The following is a 23,408-nucleotide window of genomic DNA, read 5'->3' on the forward strand; positions in this document are numbered from 1 at the left end:
GTAGCAATAGCAGACGCAGCGAGGCGATAATGATGAACCACCTCATTGAGGCATTGACCAAGTCCGGGATTCTCAAAGGGGATCTAGACTATCGCTTGATTCGCTCGTCGATGGTGATCGTATTCTTGCTATTTGGTTATCAGAAGTGGTTCGAGTACGAAGCACAGGTTTTAATTCCCTTTATCAGCAACGGGCCGCTAATTTCCTGGATGTACCCGGCTTTCGGAATTCGCGGGGCTAGTTGGCTCTTGGGCTTCACGGAATGGTTGTTTTGCCTGCTTCTGTTCTGGGGATTTTGGAACAAGAAGGCGGGAATCCTTGGTGCGCTCGGATCATGCGCTACGTTCCTGGCGACCGTCTCTATTATTCCGTTCATGCCGAACGGGTGGGACGAGGTCGCCGGGGGCTTTCCCGCGATGACCGGCAACGTTCCCTTTCTTATGAAGGATGTAGTGCTTTTCGCCGCGTCATTCTATTTGCTTAAGCAGGATGTCGTGAGGGCGCTACCCTCTGCCGAGGGCAGCGGAACAACCAATCATCTGATCAAATATCTCGCCAGGATATTGGGTGGCCTTGGTCTTCTTAGGGAAGGTCTCGAGTACCACGTATTGCGGGCCTCGATGGTGATCATATTCGCGTTTTTTGGATACACCAAATGGCATCAATATGCAGCGCAGGTGATGTTTCCATTCATCAGCCATAGTCCGTTTCTCTTCTGGCTCTACCCGGCTTTTGGCCTTCGCGGGGGAGCCCGGTTCCTGGGTGCGTCAGAGTGGCCGATCTGCGCGCTTTTGTTTGCGGGATTCTGGGATAAGAGATTCGGAGTTCTAGGGGCCCTTGGTTCAACAGTTACATTTCTAACAACGCTCACGATCATCCCGTTCATGCCGGATGGTTGGGATCCAGCGGCGGGGTTTCCTGCGATGGCCGGCAACGTGCCGTTCCTGGTGAAGGATGTCGTCCTTCTTGCTGTATCAGTTTATTTGCTGAAGCAGGACCTGGTGAGGGTGTTACTTTCCAACAGGAATGCCAGGACGGTTTCGACCCTCTCCACATCAAACGCCTTCGCGAAGGACATGCGTTGAACCGCGCAGCAATGCCTGGCGAGTTCTGCGATTCCAATCGCTCCTCCAACGCCAACCAGATCACCGTCCTGGTTTCCGCAGAAAAGCGATAAATAGATTGTCGGGACGCAGATGAAAGCTGAAGACGTTGAGAATTTGGCGAAGTCCCTCGATCTCAGTCTGAAGCCTGGCAACACTTCGGACGAGATAAACTGCGACAGTCGCGAGAGCTCGGCCAGTGTTTGCGAGCAACAAGGTGAGCGCATGGAGGCCGGTCCATCTCTCAACCTATTGGTGGACGAACTGCAGCACCGGATCCGAAACCTTCTGACCGTCGTCCAGTGCTTCGTTAGTGAGACGGAGTCGTCCACGGCGGACGAATATCGTGCGGCGCTTTCAGCAAGAATCGCCGGTCTATCGGACGCGTACAATCTGATCGAGCGCACGCGCGTACAGCACATTGCTTTGAGTGAGGTGCTGGAGCAGACGCTGAAGTCATATGCCGCAGTCCGAAAGAATCGTATCCGTGCGGCAGGGCCGGACGTCGAGCTTGAGCCGCGGCTCGCGCTTTCGCTTCACATGGCGCTACACGAGCTTGCAACTAACGCCAGCAAGTATGGGGCATTTACCACTGCATCCGGACAGGTTGAGGTGCTTTGGGAGCTGCTTTCCGACGGCGCGGGCCGCAGGTTGGCCATTCAGTGGCGCGAACGCGGCGGGCCCGAGGTACGAGAGCCGGATCGCAAGGGGTTCGGCTTACGTCTCATAACGAAGGTGCTCAGGAATGCGCAAGTTGAGCTGAGCTTTGATCGGGCAGGGTTCGTTTGCCAAATGCTGATCGAGATCGATGAGTCCTAGACGAAACGCCCGACAGAGATGCGGCTCGCAGTAGGAAACCACGTGATCTGTGAAAGGCCGAAGCTTGGTTCGCCGAGTCAGGCACCGATACCAGCGTCTTCTGGCATCGAAGACGATCGCCGCTCCTTTGGTCGAAGTCGAGCCGGGCGGTATGCGCGAGATGAAGCCTCGGCGGGGCCGGTGCTATCCCTGGACCTGAGGAGTGGTCGCATGAAGCGAGGTCAGAACGGCTCAGGCAAGAAGGCTGTCGCGGGGCGCCGCAAGGAAGCGAACCGCGCGCTCGGCAGTGGGGCTATGGTTCGGCGTAACGATCGTCCCATCTGCCGTCAGCGCAGTGGCTTCCCGGGCCAACCGGATCGAGTTCTCAGCGGGATGCTTCGAGCATCAACATGGTTCGACCGCGCTCGCTCGTCACAGAGCCTGTCCAAAAGCGTTAGAAAGGTCGGCTGATGCGCTGCCCAAATCTACAGGCACCGTGAACTGAAAAACCGCGCCGCGGCCCTTATCGGCGGTCACCCATAATTGCCCTTCATGTTCCTCGATAATCGACCGGCAGATCGACAGCCCCATGCCCATACCGTGCGCTTTGGTCGTGAACGTCGGGTCGAATATCCGATCCATGGCGCCAGGCTCGAGGCCCTTGCCCGTGTCTTCCACGGATACCATCACGCACCCAGAGTGATGCACTTCAGACCTTATGGATAGCACCCGCTCCCCATTCTTCGTGGCCATAGAATCAATGGCGTTCGTAATCAAATTCAGGAGCACTTGCTGGAGCTGGACCTGCTCGCCCTTTATGCGCGGCAGCCGTTTGTTAGGGGCGGCTTGAACGGCGACCCGATGAGTCTGCAGCTTGTCGCGGACGACGGCCAGAGCTTCCTCAATGACATCGTTGATATCGAGCGAAGTGCGCGGCTGTGCGCTCTTCTTGAAATGCGCACGGATATTTTCAATCACGGCATCCGCATGGCGTCCGGCGGTCACGACTCGCCGCAATACCCGCCTGACCTCATCGAGTTCAGGCTCGACGCGATCAAGCCAATTCAGTCCTGCGTTGGCACTGGCTATGATCGCCGTTAACGGCTGTTTGACTTCGTGGGCGACTGAAGCCGATACGACGTCACCGGTCATCAGCCGGGCCTCACGTTCGCGACGTTGCGCCAAGACAGCGCGGAGCAGGTGGGCGTAAAGCGTCGTTATCTCATACAACAGGACAAAGAGAACAAGGATGCTGGAGACAAACCCGAAGACCCGGCCGGCATACCAGCCGACGCTGAACCGGGCCAGACCGGGAAACGAGACCAAATAGATCTCAATTGCGTATACGCAAACAACCACCATCAGCCACAGATCGAGCACCGAACGCTGTCGGATCCAGAGCAAAATGAGTGCAACTGCGTTCAACAGGATTAGACAACTGGCAATATAGAGCAAGAAGGTGGAAAAATGCACACGATCGATTGAGATGCGGGGCAAGTATGCATCGCCCGCTGTGACAAGAACAGTCATGGCACACACGACGGCGGCGGACATCGCAGCACTCGAAAGGATGGTCGCGGTCAATGAGCGCTCCCACCATCGGTTGGGTCGATTGGCATCCTTCAAAAGGGCATATGCGATGACGGCGGTCGGAAAACCGGTGTACCGCAGAACAGCTAGCCAATTTGTGCTCTGTAGCCCCGCGCCAAGCAGGCCATTTGGCGTGAACAACCCCGGAAAGGTCAGCATCCACGGGATAACCATGAGCGCCATGAAGAGATACCCGTTCGAGATTGCGAGGAGGGCACGCGAACGCAGAATGGCGAACTGGTTGAACAGCAGGACCGAAGTGATCAAGTCATTCACGAAGATCGCCGTGCCATAGGCCGGGACGAAGGCGTCGATCCGCCCCAACTGGATGTGCGAGTGCTGCACCGCCATGATGAAAAGGGCGCCCAAGGCGAGCGCGACCAAAAGGACTAGCCGTCTCTGCGGCCGGCTGGGCGATAAGCTCGCAAGGGTGAAAGGCTGATCCTCTTGGACAATGATGGCCTGCTTTATCATCGAAGCGACCCTTGGCAGCGGCCGGAACGCACGGCACGAAGCGCAAACAGCTTCGCCATTCTTATCACGGTCTGCCGCATGGAGCGCAGTCGAGAAGCACGCCACCAGTGTCTTCGAACACAACCGCGGTGAGCAATCTGCCGTTCAGTCCGGTCGCAATGCCGTATCGGAGCGAACTCGCGCCACGTCGGCGGCCTCGACGGGTGCTGCGGACGCGCCCCAAGCGTTGCGCATGTAGGTAAGCACCGCGGCGATCTGTGCATCGCTAAGCTGGCGGCCATAGGACGGCATCCCGGAGGCCGTCGGCTGCGCTTGAGTCCCGACGCTTCGGGCGCCGCGCAGCACGATGCGTATCGAGGTCGTCGGATCGTCGGACCTCACCATCGACGAGTCGGCGATCGACGGGAACAGTTCAGCGACGCCCTTGCCATCGAGGCCGTGGCATGCCGAACACTGATCGCGGTAGATGGCGGATCCAGCGGCCATCGCGGGATCCTCTTTCGGTAGTGCTTCGGGGCGGTCCTGTTTGCCGGACAGCGACTTCAGGTACGTCACCATCGCCTTCAAATCGGGATCCGTCATGTGCTCCGTCGAGAGAGAGACGACTTCGGCCATCGGTCCTGTCGCGGCCGAAACGCGGTTGTGGCCGCTCTTCAGGTACGCGACCAAGTCTTCCGTCGACCAGGTGCCCACGCCGACCCGAGCATCGTTGGTGATGTCCGGCGCCGACCATCCTTGCAGGAAGCCGCCCCGCAGATACTGCTCGGTCTTGTCGCCGCCCAGGAACGTCTTGGGGGTGTGGCAGGCGCCGCAATGACCCGGACCATCCACGAGGAACGCACCGCGATTCCATTCGGCGGATTTTTGTGGGTCGGCATTGTAGCCGCCTTGCTTGAAGTATAGCGCGTTCCACACGCGCATCGATGCGCGGATGTTAAACGGAAAGGGCAAGGTGTTCGCGACGACGGCATTGTGGACCGGTGTCACCGTGTTGAGATAGGCGCGGATCGCCAATACATCGTCGCGCGACATTTTCGTATACGCGGTGTAAGGCATCGCTGGATAGAGCCGTGACCCGTTCCGCCGCAAGCCCTTGCGGATTGCGGCGTCGAACGCATCATCGCTCCAGCTTCCAATTCCTGTCTCAAGATCCGGCGTAATGTTCGGTGCCACGATGTTACCGAAGGGCGTTTCGATCGGCCGCCCGCCGGCAAACGGCTGGTTGTTGCCGGGCACAGTGTGGCAACTCGCGCAATCAGACAGGACTGCAAGATAGCGTCCGCGCTCGATTTGCGTGAATTCCTGGGGGTCGGAATCTCCGGCTTTCGCAGACGTTACTGCACACAGGGCGATGGCGGCGCCCGCGAAAATGGATCGACGGGCGCTACGCATCCACCAGCCTCCCGGGGTTCTTGAGATACTTGTTGCGGATCGCCGCGGCCGCCCAGTATGCGAGTGCGCCGACCGTCAGCGTCGGGTTGTAGCCCGCGTTTTGTGGGAAGGCGCTGGCGCCCAAAACGAACAGGTTCGAAACGTCCCAACTCTGCAGATACCTGTTGAGCACGCTCGTCGTGGGGTCCGCGCCCATGATCGCGCCGCCGTTGAGGTGGGTCGTCTGATAGGTCGAAATGTCGTAGGGCGCGGTCCGATATTGAATGGCGAGCTTATCCGCCCCCATCGCCTTGATGATTTCGGCGAACTTGTCGGTCAGGAATTTGTTCTGTTTTACCTCGTTATCCTTCAGATCCATCGTGATCCGCATCAGCGGTCGGCCGAAACGATCAGTGTAGGTAGGATCGAGGTCGAGATAGACGTCACGATAGGCGTAGAAGCTGCCATGGACGCCGGTGCCGGGCTTCACCGTCGAAAGATAGTTTTCCTTTACGGCAGTCTTCCAGGCCGCGCCCCACTTGGGGGTACCAGGCGGGACGAGCGTGCTTTCGATGGGACGGGCGCCGGTCTGCACCTGTCCCATGTAACCTCCGCCCACAAAGCCGTGCGGTCCGTGGTCGAAATTGTCGCCGTTGAACTCATCGATGCACATGCCGATCGAGCCCGATGCAATGAACGGATTGAAGTTGTACTTCTTGTTGTCGAAGAAGCCGTTCACGCTCGAAATGGTCTGATGGGTGTAGTTGCGGCCGACCACGCCGGCGTTAGCGACCGGATCGTAGGGCTTGCCGATCTTCGAGTGCAGCAGGAGTTGCACGTTAAACATCGTATAGGCCGCAAGGATGACGAGGTCGGCGGGCTGCTCCCATTCGACGCCGCTCGAGTCGACGAAGGTCACGCCGGTCGCGCGCTGCCCGGATTTGTCGACGTTTATCTTGGTCACTTCCGAGTTGTCACGAGCGGAGAAGTTCGGCTTGCGAACAAGATAGGGCAGGAGCGTGGTTTGCGGACTGGCTTTTGAATAGTTGCTGCATCCGAACCATTCGCAGAATCCGCAGTACGTGCATGGTCCCATCTTGAGGCCGAGCGGATTCGTGTAGGCTTGGGAGAGATTGCCGGAAGGCTGAGGAAACGGCTTGTAACCAAGATCCCGCGCGGCCTTGCCGAACAGCGTTTGGCTGAACGGCTGTGCTTGTGCCGGCGTCGGGTAGGGCCGCGAACGCGGCCCTTCGAAGGGGTTGCCGCCAGGCTGGATCTGACCCTTGAGATTACCGGCCGTTCCCGACGTGCCGCAGAGGTATTCGAAGCGATCGTAGAAGGGTTCGATCTCGTCGTAGGTGATGCCCCAATCCTGGATCGTCATGTCGTTGGGCAGGAAGGACGCCCCGTAGCGCTCGGTGAGATGAGTCTTCAGCACGAAGTCGGAGGGCAGGAATCGCCACATCTCGGCGTTCCAGTGAACGCCACCGCCACCGACGCCATTCGGCGGCATGAACGCGCCCCAGCTTCGGATCGGCAGAGCGGTCTGGTCGACCTTGTTGCGGAAGCTGAATGTAAGCTGGTCCGGGCGCAGGAACAGTTCGTGACGCACGCGGTACCGAAGCTCGTCCTGCATGTAATCAGGCGGAAAGTCCGTCGGCGCATCGCGCCACGGTCCGCGCTCGATGGCCATCACCTCCAGGCCTTCATCCGTGAGTTCGTTGGCCATGATCGATCCGGTCCAACCGAGGCCGATGATCACGACATCTTTCTTCGGGAGTCTCTTCGCCATGATCCGTCCTCAACGCGTTTGTGGTGTCCATTCCGCCCGGCCCGTCATGCTGACAGGCGGCAGCGGAAAGCGCTCGTTGTGCCGGTTCACCCAATCCAAATAGTTGTATCGGGATCCCGGGTACCCGATCATTTTCCACGCGACCATATCGCGATTGCCGCCGTAGATCGGATCGGCGAAGAAGCCCATCTGGACGTCTTTGATGACCTGCTCGAAGAAAGCCTTGCCGTCGGTGCCGTCGAGTTTGAAGTCACCGCTCTCCAATCCCTTCAGGACCGTGTCCTTGTCCTGATCCGATAGATCGGCGAACGCCTTGCCGCCGAACCTCGCCTTGCATGCACGATCGAACGCCGCGAGCCCTTCGCGATATTCCTGGGCCGGTCCCTTCTCGGACTGCTGACCTTGGCTCTTGGTGCCTTTCATGAAGGGTGGGCGGACGTAGAGACCGTCCTGACGGCCGTAAGGGCCCGCGAGTTGACGGTCGATGAATACGGCGGATCCAGAATCCTTGCCGCCGGGAGTCTGCGGGTCGGGCGGGATAATGCAATCGGCGAGCGCTTCCATGGCGCTACCTTCATCGACGGTGAAGAATACCCAAGGGCCCGGCAGGGCAGCCGCCGGCGGGTTACCCGCGTTGGGTGTCCAGGGTAGATGATCAACAATGATGGTCGCGTGAGCCTTGGACAGACCCAACATCAGGTAGGCGGCGCCGGCCAACAATTCGCGTCGATGGAAGTAGAGACGATCGCTGTCGTTCTTATCCATGGGAACTTTCTCCTCGCCTTTTTAGCGGGGGCGTTTCCTCGACATTAGCCAATGGAGTCAACGGCCGCCAGCGCCGTTCGATTGCGATCAATCGGTTTCGAAACCTAGTCATGACCTTACTCGAAGTTCCTGGAGAGACGAAGACAGGTGCGGGACACATGGTGTCCCCTACAACCGGTAGTTCGGAACAATGAGGTTTAAGGTTACAAGCGCTCCGAGAAAATTCTGTGAATGCTGGCGTGGGTTAGGTCCAGCCGAAGGCTCGGAACCAGAGATCGTCAAATTAGGACGAACCGCCTTGGCTTGATGAGGCGTAGTCGGCTTCCGCACATCCAGCCAGCCCGAGATGCGACAGGCAAAGATTTTTCTTTGCTGAGCTCCGCTTGCCTGTAACCAAACCGGAACAATCCACGAAAATTAGTCACGTGAGAGTAGCGACCTGGAGAGTAGCGATCTGGCAGGGGCGAAGTTCCTCCGGAATAGATGCAACAAATCGGAGCGTGATAACATGGCCACCCTTCCTTTGATCGTCTTTGATGTCAATGAAACGCTTCTCGATCTTCAAACATTGGAGCCGACGTTCAAGCGCATATTTGGCGAGAAGGGCGCCATGCGGCTCTGGTTCGCCAACCTCGTCATGTATTCTGTGGTCCTGACTTTGGTTGACCATTACGTCCCATTCACCGATATCGGTTCGGCTGTGATGAAGATGCTGGCGGATACGCAAGGCATCAAAATTGATGAAGCGGACAAGAAGGAGCTTACAGAGAGGTTTTCGACGATGCCGCCGTATCCGGAAGTTCCTGCAGCGCTGCGCAAGCTGCGCGACGCAGGTTTTCGGTTGTTCACCTTCACGAATAATCTGCCCGAAGTTCAAACCCGTCAGCTTGAACATGGCAGGATTGTCGATCTCTTCGAGCGGCGATTAAGCGTGGACGCTGTGAAGCACCACAAACCATCGCCCCAGGCTTACGGCTACGTTGAAAAAGAGCTTGGTGTTGAGCCCTCCCAGCTGTGCCTTATCGCCTGTCACACATGGGACACGCTTGGCGCCGTGGCGGCCGGTTGGAATGCTGCGCTGGTCAAGCGGGTCGGTAACGATGTTTTGGGAGTCGGTCCTCAGCCACAGTTCGTCGGCGATGACCTGAATGATGTTGCCGATCAGCTTATCGCCCGACACAGGGGACGGAGCTAATCCTGACATCGCCAGTCAACGAGCCAAGCCAGGAAAAGGGAATAGTAAAGGTATGTCTCAGGCTGAACACTTCGATGTCGTAATACTCGGCAGTGGCCAAGGCGGAAAGCTGCTCGCATGGCATCTCGGCCATTCCGGCAAAAAAGTTGCCGTCGTGGAGCGCCGCTGGGTTGGCGGCTCGTGCCCTGCCGTTGCATGTCTGCCGTCCAAGAACGAACTCTGGAGCGCGCGGGTCGCCCATCTCGTCCAGAACGCTGCGCAGTTTGGCACACTGGCGGCCAATGTTAAAATCGACATGCGCAAGGTGCGCAGCCGCAAACAGGACATGATTGATCGCGATGTCGACTTCCACCTGGGCGCATACAAAAGCAGCGGGGCCGAGCTCATTATGGGCAGCGGTCGCTTCACGGGCCCAAAGATGGTCGAGGTTGTCCTGAACGGTGGCGGCACCCGTGTGCTCATCGGCAATGAGGTCGTGATCAATGTTGGCACGCACGCGGCGATTCCCGATATTCCGGGCCTTGAAGCCGCCCGCGCACTCACGCACATCGAGGCGTTGGAGCTCGACTATCAGCCGTCGCACCTGATTGTGCTGGGCGGAGGCTATGTCGGAATCGAAATGGCGCAGGCGTACCGCCGGTTCGGGAGCCGGGTGACAATGATCGAGCCTAGTCGGCAACTAATGGGCCGAGAGGATGCCGATGTCGCAGAAGAGGTTCTGGGTATCCTGACCGCCGAGGGCATCGAGGTCTTGCTCGATGCTCAGCCGGTCTGCGTTTATGGCCTCTCCGGAGACGGGATCACCCTTACGGTGCAGACGGCGACGGGCGAGCACAAGGTCGAAGGCAACGATCTGCTTGTGGCCGTGGGACGCATCCCAAACACGAGCGATATTGGCCTCGACAAGGCTGGCGTGGCGCTTGATGCTCGTGGATACGTTCAAGTTAACGAACGGCTGGAAACCACGGCGCCGGGGGTGTGGGCGCTCGGCGAGTGCGCCGGCAGCCCGCAGTTCACGCATGTTTCCGTGGACGACTTCAGGATCGTCAGGGACAACATGGCCGGTGGTGATCGCAGAACCGACGATCGGCTGATTCCGTATGTCATGTTCACCGATCCGCCCCTCGCTCGCGCGGGCCTGTCCGTGGGCGAAGCGCAGCGCAAGGGAATCCCGGTGAGGGTCGCCAAGCTGCCGATGAACAACGTTTTGCGCACAGAGGCGACCGACGAGACTCAAGGCTTCATGAAGGTGGTGGTTAGCGCCAACGACGATCGCATCCTTGGCTTCACCATGATCGGTTCCGAGGCCGGTGAGGTCATGGCAGCGATCCAGACCGCTATGCTCGCCGAGCTTCCTTATACGAAGCTGCGTGACGCTGTCATCACGCACCTCACTATTGCGGAAGGCTTCGGCCCTCTTTTCGGAAAAGTGCCGCCACGGGCGGCGTGATCGGATCTGAAGCATGCCGAAGGAGATCGCGGTCAGTAGCGGCATTCACATGTGCCGTGCCTGTTCACCCGACTGTCTCGGAACTCGTTCCGACAATTTTCGGCTTGCTCGAGCTTTAAGGATCGCAGTTCATGTCGAGGCCGCCCCGCCGTTATGCGCATTTTTTGTTTGCCGCCATACAGTCGGCTCTGACCAGTTTGATTGCTGCCGCTATCGCGAGCTTCAATCTCATCTGGGCAGGAGGATTTCTCGGACATTGGCTGCGGTCATGGGCGGTGGCGTGGATCATTATGCTTCCAGTGGTGATCGCAGCGGCACCCGCGATTTTGCGTCTGTCAAACCTCATGACTCGCCCGGACGCTGCGAGTCGTGGCTAATCTCGGCATGTACCTTTGATTATAGATCGAGCGAAACTTCCGAGAGCGGCATCGCACAGCATATGAGGGCGCGTCCCTCGGGCGGCGGATCGATCGGCTCCGGCTGATACCGAAGCCTCCCCTCGATGAGGCCACTTTCGCAATTGTGGCAGACGCCCGTGCGGCACGACCAGCGCACCGGGACTGAGCAGGCCTCAGCCAGTTCGAGAAGGCTGCCGTAGCTGAGATCCCATTGCGCGGTGATGCCGCTGCGCGTGAAGTTCACCTTGGGACCGGAGCCTCGGGTCGCCGGCAGGTGCGGCGGGACCGCTCGGGTATCGGCCGAGGTCGGGCCGGCGTTGAAGGCTTCGCTGTGAATTTGTTTGGGAGCAACTCCCCATCTTTTGAGACCAGCTCCGATGTCCTGCATGAAGCCGGCCGGCCCGCATAGATAAAATTCAGCGGTTGACGGCACGCCGTGCGTTTGAAGCACATCGACCCCCAGCCGGCCCTTTACATCGTAATCGATTCCCAGCCGCAGATCGTCGGCGGGTCGGCTATAGGCAACACATCCATTTCCGTGCGGCAGCTTCGCCAGAAGTTCACGCACTTCGTTTGCAAAGGGATGGTGTGAGGCATCGCGCGCGACGTGAAACCAGAATACGCTGCGGTCAGGCGAGGATTCCATGCTTCTCAGCATCGCGAGCACGGGCGTAATGCCGATACCCCCACTGACGAATACGACCGGAGCGGTTCCGTCCGCCATCACGAATGTCCCGCGGGGCGCGCTTACGTCGATCTTATCCGCCGTCCTGAGCCGATCGTGGATGAAGGTACTCGCGATGCCCCTGGGTTCGCGTTTCACGGCGATGCGGAATCTGCCGGGTGCGCCCCCAATGAGCGAGTAGTTTCGCAAGACCTTCCGTCCGTCGATCACGAGCTTCACGACGAGGTGCTGACCTGGAAGAGGGGCGGGCAGGGCCGTTCCGTCAGATGATGCGAACTCGATCGACCGGACGTCGTCGCTTTCCCGTTTAAGGGCGGTCACCTCAAGCGATCTGAAACCTTGCCACAGTGGCTCTGATGCAGTCGATGGCGCGAGCCCGGCATTACCTACGCCACCCTTTTCCGCCGCATCGAGCAGGGCGTTGATCGACCAACGCCAGCCCGGGCTGAGGGCGGCGATTTTCATCGCCCTGTGTAGATCCGCGACGGGGTGGTCGGACGTGTAGAGCAGGGCATCGATCTCAGCGACCGTCATGCGCTCGGGGCCGGTGACCAGTTTCTCGATCGTATCGCCGGCGCCGATGGAGCCTTCCTGGATAACGCGGAAATAAAAGCCGGGCCTGCGATGCGCGACAACCATCGCAGGCATCTGCGGATGATCCATTCGTATGCCGAGCCTGTAGCAGGTGACGCGGGGCTGTGAGATCTCGAAGACCGCGCCGCCGATCCGGTAGCGGTCGCCGATGCAGACTTCGGAATCGGAAAGACCCTCGACGGTCAGGTTTTCACCGAACTGTCCATGCACGAAGTCCGAACGACCGAGGACCCTCTCCCAATAGCGATAGGAATCCATTTGGTAGACCATCAACGCCCGCTGTTCGCCTCCGTGGCCGGACAAGTCAGCCTGACCGTCCCCATCGAGATTCAGCCGGCGGGCGAAGACACGGCCCGCAACGGGTGTCTTCCATATTGCGGTCCGTACGATCCTGCCGCGCCATTGCACGTCGCGAGGCAACCCGACGTTAACCGAAACTACGGTGCCCATGCTAAGCTCCTTTCCGGCTACGCAACCAGTGACGCGGCGCCTTCCGCGGCCGGGTAGATCGTAAACAAGCCATCGGAATCCGTCTATTCCTTGATCGCTGACCAGCTCCCGGCATTGCGCCGGAATTGCTCGCAGTAGCCTCGTGAGCCCTTCGAGAACGTCTGCCAAGAACTTCTCACCGCTGGACGGAGGGATGTCCGAAAGGCTCGCTGCACGTTCGCGGGGGTTAAGCTCCTGCGGCCTATTTTACATCTGAGCTTTTGTTCCCAATTTCGTGTGCCTTCAGGCGCGCGATCCGCAAAGCGCAATAATCCGGAAACCATTCGACATCTCGGTCGTGCCCGCTAACGAATTGGAAAATTGTCCGCGCCACATTCGGCCGGGGATCAACGGACGGGGAATGATCATGAGTGGGAAAGCCGTGCTGGAAAACGTGCGCAGGTACCGTGCAATTGCTTCGCTCTATCGCCAAACCGCGGCGTTTCGTCCGCTCCAAAGCCATTCTCTTTTAGGGCAGGCAGAGCGATGGGAGCAGTTGGCGATCTTCGAGCTTGAGTCCTATTTTTCGATGGGTAGCAGGCCGAAACTGGTCCAAGAGAGATGGGACGGGATGGCTGTCGCGGCGTAGGCCGAAAGGATCAGTGCAGAAACCCGGTCGCCGCCGATGGAATTTGATCCACGGGTTGCGTTTCAACCAGGTGCCGGGAGGCTGCGGTAGATGCAAGAATGAGAGCCTGTTCAAGTCGAGTTACCGATATCCTGCAGCCTGCAGTTCAAAGAGTTCTGAATAGCGACCAGACTGTGCCAATAGCTCGTCATGGGTGCCAGCTGCTTCGATGCGGCCCTCGGCGAGAACAAGAATGCGATCAGCCATACGCACGCTGGAAAAGCGGTGAGAGATCAGGATGGCTGATTTTCCGGAACTGAGTTCCTTGAAACGCTGAAATACTTCAAATTCGGAACGGGCGTCCAATGCAGCAGTCGGCTCGTCAAGGATCAACACTGCGGCTTCGCGCATATAGGCGCGTGCGATGGCAATCTTCTGCCATTCTCCGCCGGACAACTCCACGCCGTCCTTGAACCGTTTGCCGATCATCTGTTGATAGCCGCCCGGCAACCTGGCAATCACTTCGTCGGCCTGACTGCGCCTGGCTGCGCGCTCTATGCGAGTCTGATTATCGCGCGCTTCTATCTTTCCAACCGCGATATTATCGCCGGCGCTCAGATTGTAGCGGACAAAATCCTGGAAAATGACGCCCATGCTTCCACGTAATGTCTCCAGGTCGTACTCGCGCAGGTCATGCCCGTCGAGCAGGATGCGGCCTTCGACCGGGTCATAAAGCCGCGTCAGAAGCTTCACCAGGGTCGTCTTTCCGGCGCCATTTTCTCCCACCAATGCGAGTACTTCGCCGGCGTGAAGGATGAAGCTCAGATGGCGTACGGCCCACCGTTCCGAACCAGGGTAGCGAAACCCGACGTTTTGAAACTCAAAGCCGCGCTCAATCGGATTTGGAAATAGTCGTGGGTTTGCCGGCGACAGAATTTCCGGTTGCACCTCGAAGAATGAAAACAGATCGTTGAGATAGAGCGCCTGGCTGGCTGTGCTTGAGAAACTGGTCAGAAGGCCTTCAAGAAGCGTCCGCAAGCGCCGGAACGAACCCGCAAGGAAGGTCAGGTCACCGATCGAAAACTCTCCCGTCAGCGTGCGCCACGTGATGTAGGCATAGGCAAGATAATACCCGACGGTTCCAATCGCCGTGAACAGGCCGCCCCAGCCGGCGCGCCGCAGCGCAAGCCGGCGATTTGCTGCGTAAAAGGCGGTCGCAAGACGGATGTATCGATCGATCAGGAATCCGTTGAGGCCGAAGATTTTCACTTCCTTTGCGGTTTCAACGCTGGCCGCTGTCTGCCGCACGTAGTCAAGTTCGCGGCGCTCTGGCGTGCGGACGAAATCGAGCGAATAGCTTTGGGCGTTGAAGTGAGCCTCTCCGATAAATGCCGGGACCAAAGCCAGAAAGAGCAGGGCGATCAGCCAGGGCGCATAGAAAATCAGACCGGCGGCAAAGCTTGCCACAGTGACGATATCCTGTGCCTGCCCGAACAATTGTCCCATCAGCGTCATTCTTCCGCTGGTTTGTCGTCGCGCGCGCTCCAGCTGATCCTGAAATTCGGAGTCCTCAAAGTCCTCCAGGTCGAGCTTCGCGGCATGTTCCATCAGCCGCACGCTCGAAGCGTTGGTCACGCGCTCCGAGAGCAGGCTGTCGATCAATGAGACAACGCGCCCAAGAATGTCCGCCAGAACGGCCAGTGCAAATTCGCAAAGAAACAGCAGGATCAGCCGGTTCAACAGGCCGCTGCTGAGCCACAGCCAAATCGTTTCGGGCTTATGCGGTGCCTGCACAAGCGTCACAACATTATCAATGATGAGCTTGCCGACGAACAGGGTGATGACAGGCATTACCGCCCGTATCAGCCGCAGCACGAGCGACCCCGCTGTTAGTCGGCGGCTTGTGCGCCAGACCATGGTCAGGAAAGGGCGTAGATTTTTTAAGGCTCCCACGCGCTCCTTGAGAGATCCGCTCGGTGTCGGGGAGCCGATAGGCGCTGAGCCTGAGGGGCGCCGGGTGTCTCGACCGCCATTGCTATATTGCCGCGGCATCCAGGGAATTCCTTTGACCGTTGCAATCGAATGAATTTGTAGAGTGGCGCGTCATACGACCGGCGAACGGCCTCCATCGACGTTGATTGCGGTGCCGGTGATGTAGGAACCGAGATCGGACGCAAGGAAGCAGGCCAGATTCGCAAATTCTTCGGTCGTTCCCATCCGACCGAGTGGAACACCCTTGGCGAGATTGCGCGTGAAGTCGCTGAATTCGATATTGGGTGCCGTCGCGGCATGCCTCTTCACCCATTGATCGCTGACAATGAGGCCAACAAGCAGGGCATTGACAAGAATATTGTGCTCGCCACCCTCGCCAGCCAGCACCTTGGTCAGTGCCATTCCTGCAGCGCGCGACACTGAGGTTGGCGCTGAGGCCGCCGGGGGTGCCTTGGCGGCCGTGTTGAGCACGTTAATAATCCGACCCCATTTTCGCTCTTTCATTCCAGGCCAAACCAACCTGCTCATTCGTATCGCGGCGAACAGTTTGAGGTCGAGGTCCGCCTGCCAAATCTCGTCGGTGACCGTCTCGAAGGCCATTGCCCGAGATGTCCCGGCGTTGTTGACCAGAATATCGACCTTTCCAAAGTCAGAAATGACTTTGTCGAAAGCCGTCTTGATTTCAGAGGCCTTTGAAACATCGCAGACGTAATCGCGTACGTTGAGACCTTCGCCCACCAGCGACGCTCGAGCGGTCTGCAAGGTTTCTGCTCCTCTCGCAAGGATAGCAACCGTCGCCCCCGATTTTGCCAGGGCCCGCGCAACAGCGAGCCCGATACCCTTGCTGCCCCCCGTCACAAGGGCAACCTTATCTTTTATATTCAAGTCCATTTTGGGCTACCTCGGCCATGCGGGTTTATTGCGGTGCTCACCTTGTAAGCCAATTGTCGATATTACGACATTCTGAAATGCGCTACGGTCGCCTGGTTGGCGGCTCTGGCGGCAGACGGGCGCAAGACGCGATGGAGCCACGCCGTTTAGGTTGTTTGGCGGGCACTTTCAGCCTCTCGTATCACTGGACCTGCTCGACACGCTTCCTGTGCCCTATCTATCTGGGGTCTGGGGAGCGGCGCCGTCATGAAAGGGCACGGATATGTTATTGCGTCGCGGCGGTTTAGTCGAAATTCTCCTTGTGGCGTCAAACGCCTAACTTATTATCATTGTGGGCGGGTGCGTGAATTGCCCGCCCTCTCGCCAAAGTTCACGGGAGCATGATGATGAACCTGACTCGTCGAGGCTTCATTAAACTCACGGGGGCAGGACTGGCGGCGTCCAGCCTTGGTGCTCTCGGATTTGGCTACGCCGGTGAGGCGCTTGCCGCCGCGGTTCGGCCATTCAAGCTGACCGCGACGACCGAGACCCGCAACACCTGCACTTATTGCTCCGTCGCCTGCGGCATTCTCATCTACAGCATGGGCGACCGTGCGAAGAACGCCCGGTCCAACATCATCCACATTGAGGGCGATCCGGACCATCCGGTCAATCGCGGGACGCTATGCCCCAAAGGCTCCGCGTTGCTCGATGTCGTCCATGCGCCGACCCGGCTCACGGCTCCGCGGCACCGTGCGCCCGGAAGCAACGAATTCAAGGAAGTCTCCTGGGATTTCGCGCTCGACCGCATCGCGCGGCTGATGAAGGACGATCGCGACAAGAATTTCATCGCCAAGGACAAGGCCGGTACCACGGTCAATCGATGGATCAGCACAGGCATGCTGGCGGCGTCCGCCTCTTCCACCGAAACGTCCTATGCGACCTGGAAGGTCGTGCGCTCGCTCGGCATGGTGGTGTTCGACAACCAGGCGCGTGTCTGACACGGACCGACGGTGGCCAGTTTGGCCCCATCATTCGGTCGCGGTGCAATGACCAACACCTGGCAGGACATCAAGAATGCCAATGTGGTCGTCGTCATGGGCGGCAATGCCGCCGAAGCGCATCCATGTGGCTTCAAATGGGTGATTGAGGCGAAGATCGAAAATGCCGCCAAGCTGGTAGTGATCGATCCGCGTTTCACGCGCACCGCTTCGGTCGCCGACATGTACGCGCCGATACGACCCGGAACGGATATCGCGTTTCTTAGCGGAGTGATCCGCTATCTGCTGGAAAAGGATGCGATCCAGCACGAATACGTGCGGGCCTACACCAATGCCGGGCTGATCGTGAAGGAGGAGTTCGGCTTCGTCGACGGGCTGTTCAGCGGCTACAACGAGGAAAGCCGCAGCTACGACAAATCGAGCTGGGACTACGAACTCGATGAGCAGGGTTTTGCCAAGGTAGACGACACCTGGCAGAACCCGCGTTGCGTCATCAACCTGCTGCGCACGCATGTCGAGCGGTATACGCCCGAAATGGTGTCGCGCATCTGCGGCACGCCGCAGGACAAATATCTGCAGGTTTGCGAAATGATCGCCACGACGGCAGCGCCCGACAAGGCGATGACGAGCCTGTTCGCACTTGGCTGGACGCAACATTCGGTCGGCTCTCAGAACATCCGTACGATGGCGATGGTCCAATTGCTGCTCGGCAACATCGGCGTGGCCGGCGGCGGGATGAACGCCCTGCGCGGCCATTCGAACATCCAGGGACTGACCGACGTCGGCCTGCTGTCGAACCAGATGCCCGGATACATGAACTTGCCGACCGACAAGGAGGAGACATTCGACGAGTACATGCAAACGCGGCAGTTCAAGCCGCTACGTCCGGGCCAGATCAGCTATTATCAGAACACCCGCAAGTTCTTCGTCAGTTTCCAGAAGGCGATTTATGGCGACGCCGCGCGGGCGGACAACGACTGGGCCTACGACTTGCTGCCGAAGCTCGATATCCCGCTCTACGACATCATCAAGGCGTTCGAGATGATGGATAAAGGTGAGATGAACGGCTACATCTGTCAGGGCTTCAACCCGTTGCAGGCCTTTCCCGACCGAGGAAAGATCCGCCGTGCGCTCGGGAAGCTGAAGTTCCTGGTCACCATGGATCCGCTGGATACGGAAACTTCGCGCTTCTGGGAAGATTTCGGTCCGCAAAATCCATCCGATCCGGCCCGCGTTCAGACCGAAGTCTTCCAATTGCCGACGACGTGCTTTGCCGAGGAGAACGGCTCGCTGGTCAATTCATCCCGCTGGCTGCAATGGCACTGGAAGGCGGCTGACGGGCCGGGTGAGGCGCAGTCCGACATCTGGATCATGAGCGGAATCTTCCACCGGATGCGCGAACTGTATCGCAAGGAAGGTGGTGCGTTCCCCGATCCGATCCTGAATCTGACCTGGGATTACACCGACCCGACCGATCCCAATCCGGAAGAACTGGCCAAGGATATGAACGGCCGGGCGCTGGTCGATCTCAAGGACGCAACCGGTGCGGTGACAGTGCATGCCGGGAAGCTGCTCGATGGCTTTGCCCAGTTGCGGGATGACGGCACGACCACATCCGGCTGCTGGATCTTCTCGGGCTGCTATACCGAGAAGGGTAACCAGATGGCGCGGCGTGACGCGACCGATCCGCGCGAGCAGGGCATCGCGCCGAACTGGGCCTGGGCATGGCCGGCCAACCGGCGAATTCTCTACAATCGCGCCAGCGCCGATCTCGAGGGCAAGGCCTGGAATCCGAAGAAGCCGATCATCGAATGGAATGGCACCGAGTGGACCGGCCTCGACGTGCCTGACTATACGCCAACGACGAAGCCGTCCGATGCAGTCGGTCCTTTCATCATGAACGCCGAGGGCCTCGGGCGGCTGTTCGCTCGCGATCTGATGGTGGAGGGGCCATTTCCCGAGCATTACGAACCGTTCGAATCGCCATCGGAGAATGTCCTGCATCCGAAGGTTCGCTCTAATCCGGCCGCGCGCGTCTTCGCCGACGACATGGCTGCATTCGGCAAAGCGGCCGATTATCCTTACGTGGCGACCACTTACCGGCTGACCGAACATTTTCACTTCTGGACCAAGCATGCCCTGATCAACGCGATCCTGCAGCCGGAGGAATTCGTCGAGATCGGCGAAGTCCTGGCAAAGGAGAAGGGGATTGCCCAAGGCGGCTGGGTGCGTGTCTCGTCGAAGCGCGGCTTTGTGGTGTGCAAGGCCTACGTCACCAAGCGCATCCGTCCCATGGCAGTGAATGGCAATTCCACACATGTGATCGGCGTGCCCCTGCATTGGGGTTTTACCGGTCAGGCGCGGAAGGGATATGGCGCCAACACGCTGACCCCGTCCGTGGGAGACGCCAATACGCAAACGCCGGAGTTCAAGGCGTTCCTGGTCAATGTCGAAGCGACGAGCGCCCCCGTGGCTTGAAGGAGCAGTCAAATGGCGGATCTCCAATCGCAGGACTACATACGGCGCTCGGCGTCGACGCTGACGCCGCCGTCGGTCCGCAATCACGAACAGGAAGTCGCCAAGCTCATCGATGTCAGCCGCTGCATCGGCTGCAAGGCGTGCCAGTCCGCCTGCATGGAGTGGAACAATCTGCGGCCGGAGATCGGGTACTTCGAAGGCTCCTACGATAACCCGATGGACTTGAGCCCGAGCGTGTGGACGCTGATGCGATTCACCGAATGGGAGGACGAAAAGGGCAACCTCGAATGGCTGATCCGCAAAGACGGCTGCATGCACTGCGAGGACCCTGGTTGCCTGAAGGCCTGTCCGGCTCCCGGCGCGATCGTGCAATACGCCAACGGCATTGTCGATTTCGTCAGCGACAATTGCATCGGCTGCGGTTACTGCGTGAAGGGTTGCCCGTTCGATATTCCCCGCATCAATCCGGTGGATCACAAATCCTACAAATGCACCCTGTGCTCGGACCGGGTCGGCGTTGGTCTCGAGCCGGCTTGCGTCAAGGCTTGTCCGACCGGCGCGATCATGTTCGGCACCAAGAGCGATATGACCGATTGGGCCGGAGAACGGATCAAGGATCTCAAATCCCGCGGTTTCGAGAATGCCGGGCTCTATGATCCGCCGGGCGTGAGCGGCACGCATGTCATGTATGTCCTGCACCACGCGGACAAGCCGTCGATCTATGCGGGTCTTCCCGACAAGCCGCGCATCAGTGCTTTCGTCGAATTCTGGAAGGGCATCATCAAACCGGTGGCGCTGGCGGGTCTCGCGTTTACGGCTCTCGCCGGTTTCTTCCACTGGATCACAGCCGGACCGAACGAAGTACAGCCCGAGGACGAAGCCGAAGCGCAGCGCCTGTTGCATTCAGCGGATGGACCGCCATGACATATCCCAAGGGAACCATCATCCGTTATTCAGCCGCGAGCCGGATCAACCACTGGATCACCGGCGGCTGTTTTGTGCTTCTGGTGTTGTCCGGGCTTTCGATGTTCCACCCGATGCTGTTCTTTCTTTCGGCATTGTTCGGTGGCGGCCAATGGACGCGCGCCGTTCATCCCTGGATCGGAACGGTACTGTTGGTCAGTTATACCGGTCTCATCATTCAGTTCTGGCGCGACGAACTATGGACGCGTGACGATCTCGCGTGGAGCAAGGCCATCGCCCACGTTCTCGTCAATGAGGAAGAGGGGGTTCCGGAAGTGGCGCGTTTCAACGCCGGCCAGAAGTTTGTGTTCTGGGCCATGGCTCTCCTGGTACCGGTGCTTTTCTTCACCGGTCTTGTCATATGGGAAGTCTATTTTTCATCCTACACGACAATCGAACAGCAGCGGATCGCCTTGCTGATTCATAGTCTGGCGGCCATCGGAGCCATTATCGTGTGGATCATCCATGTTTACTCCGGTATCTGGATCAGAGGCTCGATGCGGGCGATGATGCATGGCTATGCAACGCCGGGTTGGGCCTACCGGCACCATCGCAAATGGTTTCGGCAGTTGGTCGAAATCGGATCGCGGGGTCCGGTGCCGAACACCGATGCTGCGCCGATGAGGAAGAATTCGTGAAACAGGGCGGGTTCGCGCCACAGGGAAAGTGGACAGGAAGCGCACTGGGGGGCGTGAAAGCGCCGGACGCGCTGATCCTGCCCAATCCCGGCAAGCGATTTTCCGACACCGCGACACGGCTGGAAACGTTGGCCATTGGCCATCCGATGGAAGACTGGCTGCGCTTCATGGCGAAGCTGGCTCACGGCCAGCACGCGGCGGTTACCACACTTTCGCCTCTCGCCGGTCTCGAACAGTCCGTTGTCGAGCAGGCGGTCGATGCACGCATGCCTCCGCTCGCCGCGGACGGACATCGCAGAGACCCCGCCTGGCGCGATGGACTCGCGGTGCTTCTCGATCATTTTGACAACGGCTCGATGCCGCCGCAGGTGCAAGCGGTCGTCGCCCAGTTGCGTGCGCGCGGTGCCGTCGCGATCGAAAACCTGGCCGATGAATTTCTTCACGGCAATGTCGAAGCTGCCGACGCCGGTCCCGTATTGTATGTCGCGGCGGCGCTCCAGGTTTATTTTACCCGCATGGCCGCAAGCCTGCCTGCATCGGCGCTTCGATTGCTGCCGCAGCGCGGCCTGTGCCCGGGTTGCGGGTCGACGCCGATTGCCGGACTTGTGACGGCGACCGGACAAACGCCCGGCGCGCGTTACCTTTATTGCTCGCTGTGCTCCACGGCGTGGAACCATGTCCGGACGGTATGCATCACCTGCGGCGAGTCACGCACCGTTTCCCTTGAAGGGATCGAAGGCGATGCCGGCATCGTCAAGGCCGAGACCTGCAACGACTGCCACACTTACGCGAAGATGATCTATCTGGCGCAGGACATGAAAGCCGATCCCTTCGCGGACGACCTTGCGTCTTTAGGGCTGGATGTTCTGGTTGCCGAAGCAGGCTGGTCGCGCCATGCGCCGAATCCGCTGCTGCTGGTCGGGTAGGCTGCCTCGGCGCCGCCAAAGCTACGCGTCGTCACCGTAACGAGTATCGCAGTCGAGGCGGCCGCCCGCTCAACGGCGTTCCCGATCCAAAGATCACATGATATGCTGCCGCCTCTCGACAGGGCCACCAATCACGCTCCTGTCATTGCCGGACCCGGTCCGCCATGCTCGGAGATAGACTGGTCCTGCAGGGCCACGTGCACCGAAAGAAAGTTGCCGATGTCTACGTCTTCCGTCCGCCTGACCGATCTTGCCCACGGAGGGGGCTGCGGCTGCAAGCTTGCGCCGTCGGTGTTGCAGCGACTTCTCGCCAATCAACCCGCGGCGATGCCCTACGCGCAGCTTCTCGTCGGCACCGAGACCGGAGACGACGCGGCTGTCTGGCAGATCGATGACAAGACGTGCGTGATCGCCACCACTGACTTCTTCATGCCCGTTGTCGACGACCCGCGCGATTTTGGCCGGATCGCGGCCGCCAATGCGTTATCGGACGTTTACGCGATGGGCGGCAAGCCGATCATGGCGCTCGCTATTTTGGGAATGCCGCTGGGCAAGCTGCCGGTAGAGACCGTTAGTGAAATTCTGGAAGGCGGCGCTTCGATCTGCGCCGAGGCCGGCATTCCTGTCGCCGGAGGGCACTCGATCGATTCCGTCGAGCCGATCTATGGTCTTGCGGTGATCGGGCTGTGCAGTCCCGAAAATGTTCGCCGGAATTCCGGCGCGCGTCCGGGCGATGCGCTCATTCTCACAAAGGGCATCGGCATCGGGATTTACTCGGCGGCCTTCAAGAAGCTCGCGTTGCCCGACGATGCCTATGGGGAGATGATCGCTTCGATGACGCTGTTGAACCGCATCGGACATGTCCTGGCGCAGGATGACGACGTGCACGGCATCACCGATGTGACCGGCTTCGGTCTGCTCGGTCATGGCCTCGAGCTGGCACGGGGTGGCGGCGTGCGTTTGACCATCGAGCAGGCGCGCATTCCATTTCTTGCGCGCGCGGAGGCGCTGGCGGAAACGGGCTACATCACCGGCGCATCCGGACGAAACTGGGAAAGCTATGGCGAGCAGGTTCTTCTGCTGCCGGAACTGCCGGCATGGCGGCGTGCACTCCTCACCGACCCGCAGACTTCGGGTGGATTGCTTGTCGCCTGCAGGGCGGAACGGGCCGAGTCCATCCGCGCGATGATCGAGGCAGCCGGTTATCCCCGCGCCAGCATCATAGGCGCCGTCACGGCCGGCGAGCCTGCGGTGCAGATCGTCTAAAA

Annotated in this window: 18 protein-coding genes; 11 read left to right on the plus strand and 7 right to left on the minus strand. The window is 59.3% G+C overall.

Annotated elements, in window-relative coordinates; translation table 11 throughout:
* Positions 1 to 32: 32 nt before the first annotated feature.
* Positions 33 to 1,085, plus strand: coding sequence for a YkgB family protein (locus tag BLV09_RS38665; protein ID WP_146691418.1), 1,053 nt, complete (start codon positions 33 to 35; stop codon positions 1,083 to 1,085).
* Between the two features lie 111 nt (positions 1,086 to 1,196).
* A complete protein-coding gene (locus tag BLV09_RS33800; protein WP_146690507.1) occupies positions 1,197 to 1,922 on the plus strand; it encodes a sensor histidine kinase in 726 nt (241 codons plus the stop codon).
* Between the two features lie 411 nt (positions 1,923 to 2,333).
* Here the strand turns inward: BLV09_RS33800 and BLV09_RS33805 are convergent, their stop codons facing one another.
* The 4 genes from BLV09_RS33805 to BLV09_RS33820 all read right to left on the minus strand — a co-directional run bounded on the left by BLV09_RS33805 (position 2,334) and on the right by BLV09_RS33820 (position 7,845).
* Entirely contained in the window at positions 2,334 to 3,965 is a 1,632-nt protein-coding gene (locus BLV09_RS33805) for an MASE4 domain-containing protein (protein ID WP_146690508.1), read from the minus strand.
* 144 nt (positions 3,966 to 4,109) lie between these two features.
* Positions 4,110 to 5,357 (minus strand): c-type cytochrome, encoded by a 1,248-nt coding sequence (locus BLV09_RS33810; protein WP_146690509.1) that lies wholly within the window; start codon positions 5,355 to 5,357, stop codon positions 4,110 to 4,112.
* Positions 5,350 to 7,128, minus strand: a complete 1,779-nt coding sequence (locus tag BLV09_RS33815) for a GMC family oxidoreductase (RefSeq protein ID WP_146690510.1) — start codon at positions 7,126 to 7,128, stop codon at positions 5,350 to 5,352. The genes BLV09_RS33810 and BLV09_RS33815 overlap by 8 nt, the downstream gene beginning before the upstream one ends.
* 9 nt (positions 7,129 to 7,137) lie before the next feature.
* Positions 7,138 to 7,845 (minus strand): gluconate 2-dehydrogenase subunit 3 family protein, encoded by a 708-nt coding sequence (locus BLV09_RS33820; protein ID WP_244548885.1) that lies wholly within the window; start codon positions 7,843 to 7,845, stop codon positions 7,138 to 7,140.
* A 556-nt stretch (positions 7,846 to 8,401) separates the two neighbouring features.
* On the opposite strand from BLV09_RS33820, the gene BLV09_RS33825 reads away from it, so the two are divergent.
* The 3 genes from BLV09_RS33825 (at position 8,402) to BLV09_RS33835 (ending at position 10,915) form a co-directional block, all read left to right on the plus strand.
* The gene (locus tag BLV09_RS33825) at positions 8,402 to 9,088 is read left to right on the plus strand and encodes a haloacid dehalogenase type II (RefSeq protein ID WP_146690511.1); all 687 of its coding nucleotides are present in this window, start codon (positions 8,402 to 8,404) and stop codon (positions 9,086 to 9,088) included.
* Between the two features lie 52 nt (positions 9,089 to 9,140).
* Positions 9,141 to 10,538, plus strand: a complete 1,398-nt coding sequence (locus BLV09_RS33830; protein ID WP_146690512.1) for an FAD-dependent oxidoreductase — start codon at positions 9,141 to 9,143, stop codon at positions 10,536 to 10,538.
* Between the two features lie 131 nt (positions 10,539 to 10,669).
* Positions 10,670 to 10,915 (plus strand): DUF2798 domain-containing protein, encoded by a 246-nt coding sequence (locus BLV09_RS33835; RefSeq protein WP_100387553.1) that lies wholly within the window; start codon positions 10,670 to 10,672, stop codon positions 10,913 to 10,915.
* 19 nt (positions 10,916 to 10,934) lie between these two features.
* Here BLV09_RS33835 and BLV09_RS33840 read toward each other — a convergent pair whose 3' ends face one another.
* Positions 10,935 to 12,665 (minus strand): MOSC and FAD-binding oxidoreductase domain-containing protein, encoded by a 1,731-nt coding sequence (locus BLV09_RS33840; protein WP_146690513.1) that lies wholly within the window; start codon positions 12,663 to 12,665, stop codon positions 10,935 to 10,937.
* A gap of 406 nt (positions 12,666 to 13,071) precedes the next feature.
* On the opposite strand from BLV09_RS33840, the gene BLV09_RS33845 reads away from it, so the two are divergent.
* Entirely contained in the window at positions 13,072 to 13,293 is a 222-nt protein-coding gene (locus tag BLV09_RS33845) for a hypothetical protein (RefSeq protein WP_174556580.1), read from the plus strand.
* Positions 13,294 to 13,413: 120 nt separating this feature from the next.
* Here BLV09_RS33845 and BLV09_RS33850 read toward each other — a convergent pair whose 3' ends face one another.
* Positions 13,414 to 15,189 (minus strand): ABC transporter ATP-binding protein, encoded by a 1,776-nt coding sequence (locus tag BLV09_RS33850; protein ID WP_244548886.1) that lies wholly within the window; start codon positions 15,187 to 15,189, stop codon positions 13,414 to 13,416.
* 186 nt (positions 15,190 to 15,375) lie between these two features.
* Complete coding sequence (locus BLV09_RS33855; protein ID WP_146690515.1) at positions 15,376 to 16,155, minus strand: SDR family oxidoreductase; 780 nt, start codon at positions 16,153 to 16,155, stop codon at positions 15,376 to 15,378.
* A 386-nt stretch (positions 16,156 to 16,541) separates the two neighbouring features.
* Between BLV09_RS33855 and fdnG the strand changes: the two genes are divergently transcribed.
* The 5 genes from fdnG (at position 16,542) to selD (ending at position 23,406) form a co-directional block, all read left to right on the plus strand.
* Entirely contained in the window at positions 16,542 to 19,613 is a 3,072-nt protein-coding gene (fdnG, locus tag BLV09_RS33860; RefSeq protein ID WP_146690516.1) for a formate dehydrogenase-N subunit alpha, read from the plus strand.
* Positions 19,614 to 19,625: 12 nt separating this feature from the next.
* The gene (fdxH, locus tag BLV09_RS33865) at positions 19,626 to 20,537 is read left to right on the plus strand and encodes a formate dehydrogenase subunit beta (RefSeq protein ID WP_146690517.1); all 912 of its coding nucleotides are present in this window, start codon (positions 19,626 to 19,628) and stop codon (positions 20,535 to 20,537) included.
* A complete protein-coding gene (locus tag BLV09_RS33870; protein ID WP_146690518.1) occupies positions 20,534 to 21,214 on the plus strand; it encodes a formate dehydrogenase subunit gamma in 681 nt (226 codons plus the stop codon). Before fdxH ends, BLV09_RS33870 begins: the two co-directional genes overlap by 4 nt.
* Complete coding sequence (gene fdhE, locus BLV09_RS33875; protein ID WP_146690519.1) at positions 21,211 to 22,140, plus strand: formate dehydrogenase accessory protein FdhE; 930 nt, start codon at positions 21,211 to 21,213, stop codon at positions 22,138 to 22,140. The genes BLV09_RS33870 and fdhE overlap by 4 nt, the downstream gene beginning before the upstream one ends.
* Positions 22,141 to 22,359: 219 nt before the next feature.
* Positions 22,360 to 23,406: a selenide, water dikinase SelD gene (gene selD, locus BLV09_RS33880; RefSeq protein WP_146690520.1), complete on the plus strand. Its 1,047-nt coding sequence runs from the start codon at positions 22,360 to 22,362 to the stop codon at positions 23,404 to 23,406.
* Positions 23,407 to 23,408 lie beyond the last annotated feature (2 nt).

Origin of the sequence: Bradyrhizobium canariense (assembly GCF_900105125.1) — a bacterium.
GTDB classification, from domain to species: domain Bacteria; phylum Pseudomonadota; class Alphaproteobacteria; order Rhizobiales; family Xanthobacteraceae; genus Bradyrhizobium; species Bradyrhizobium canariense_A.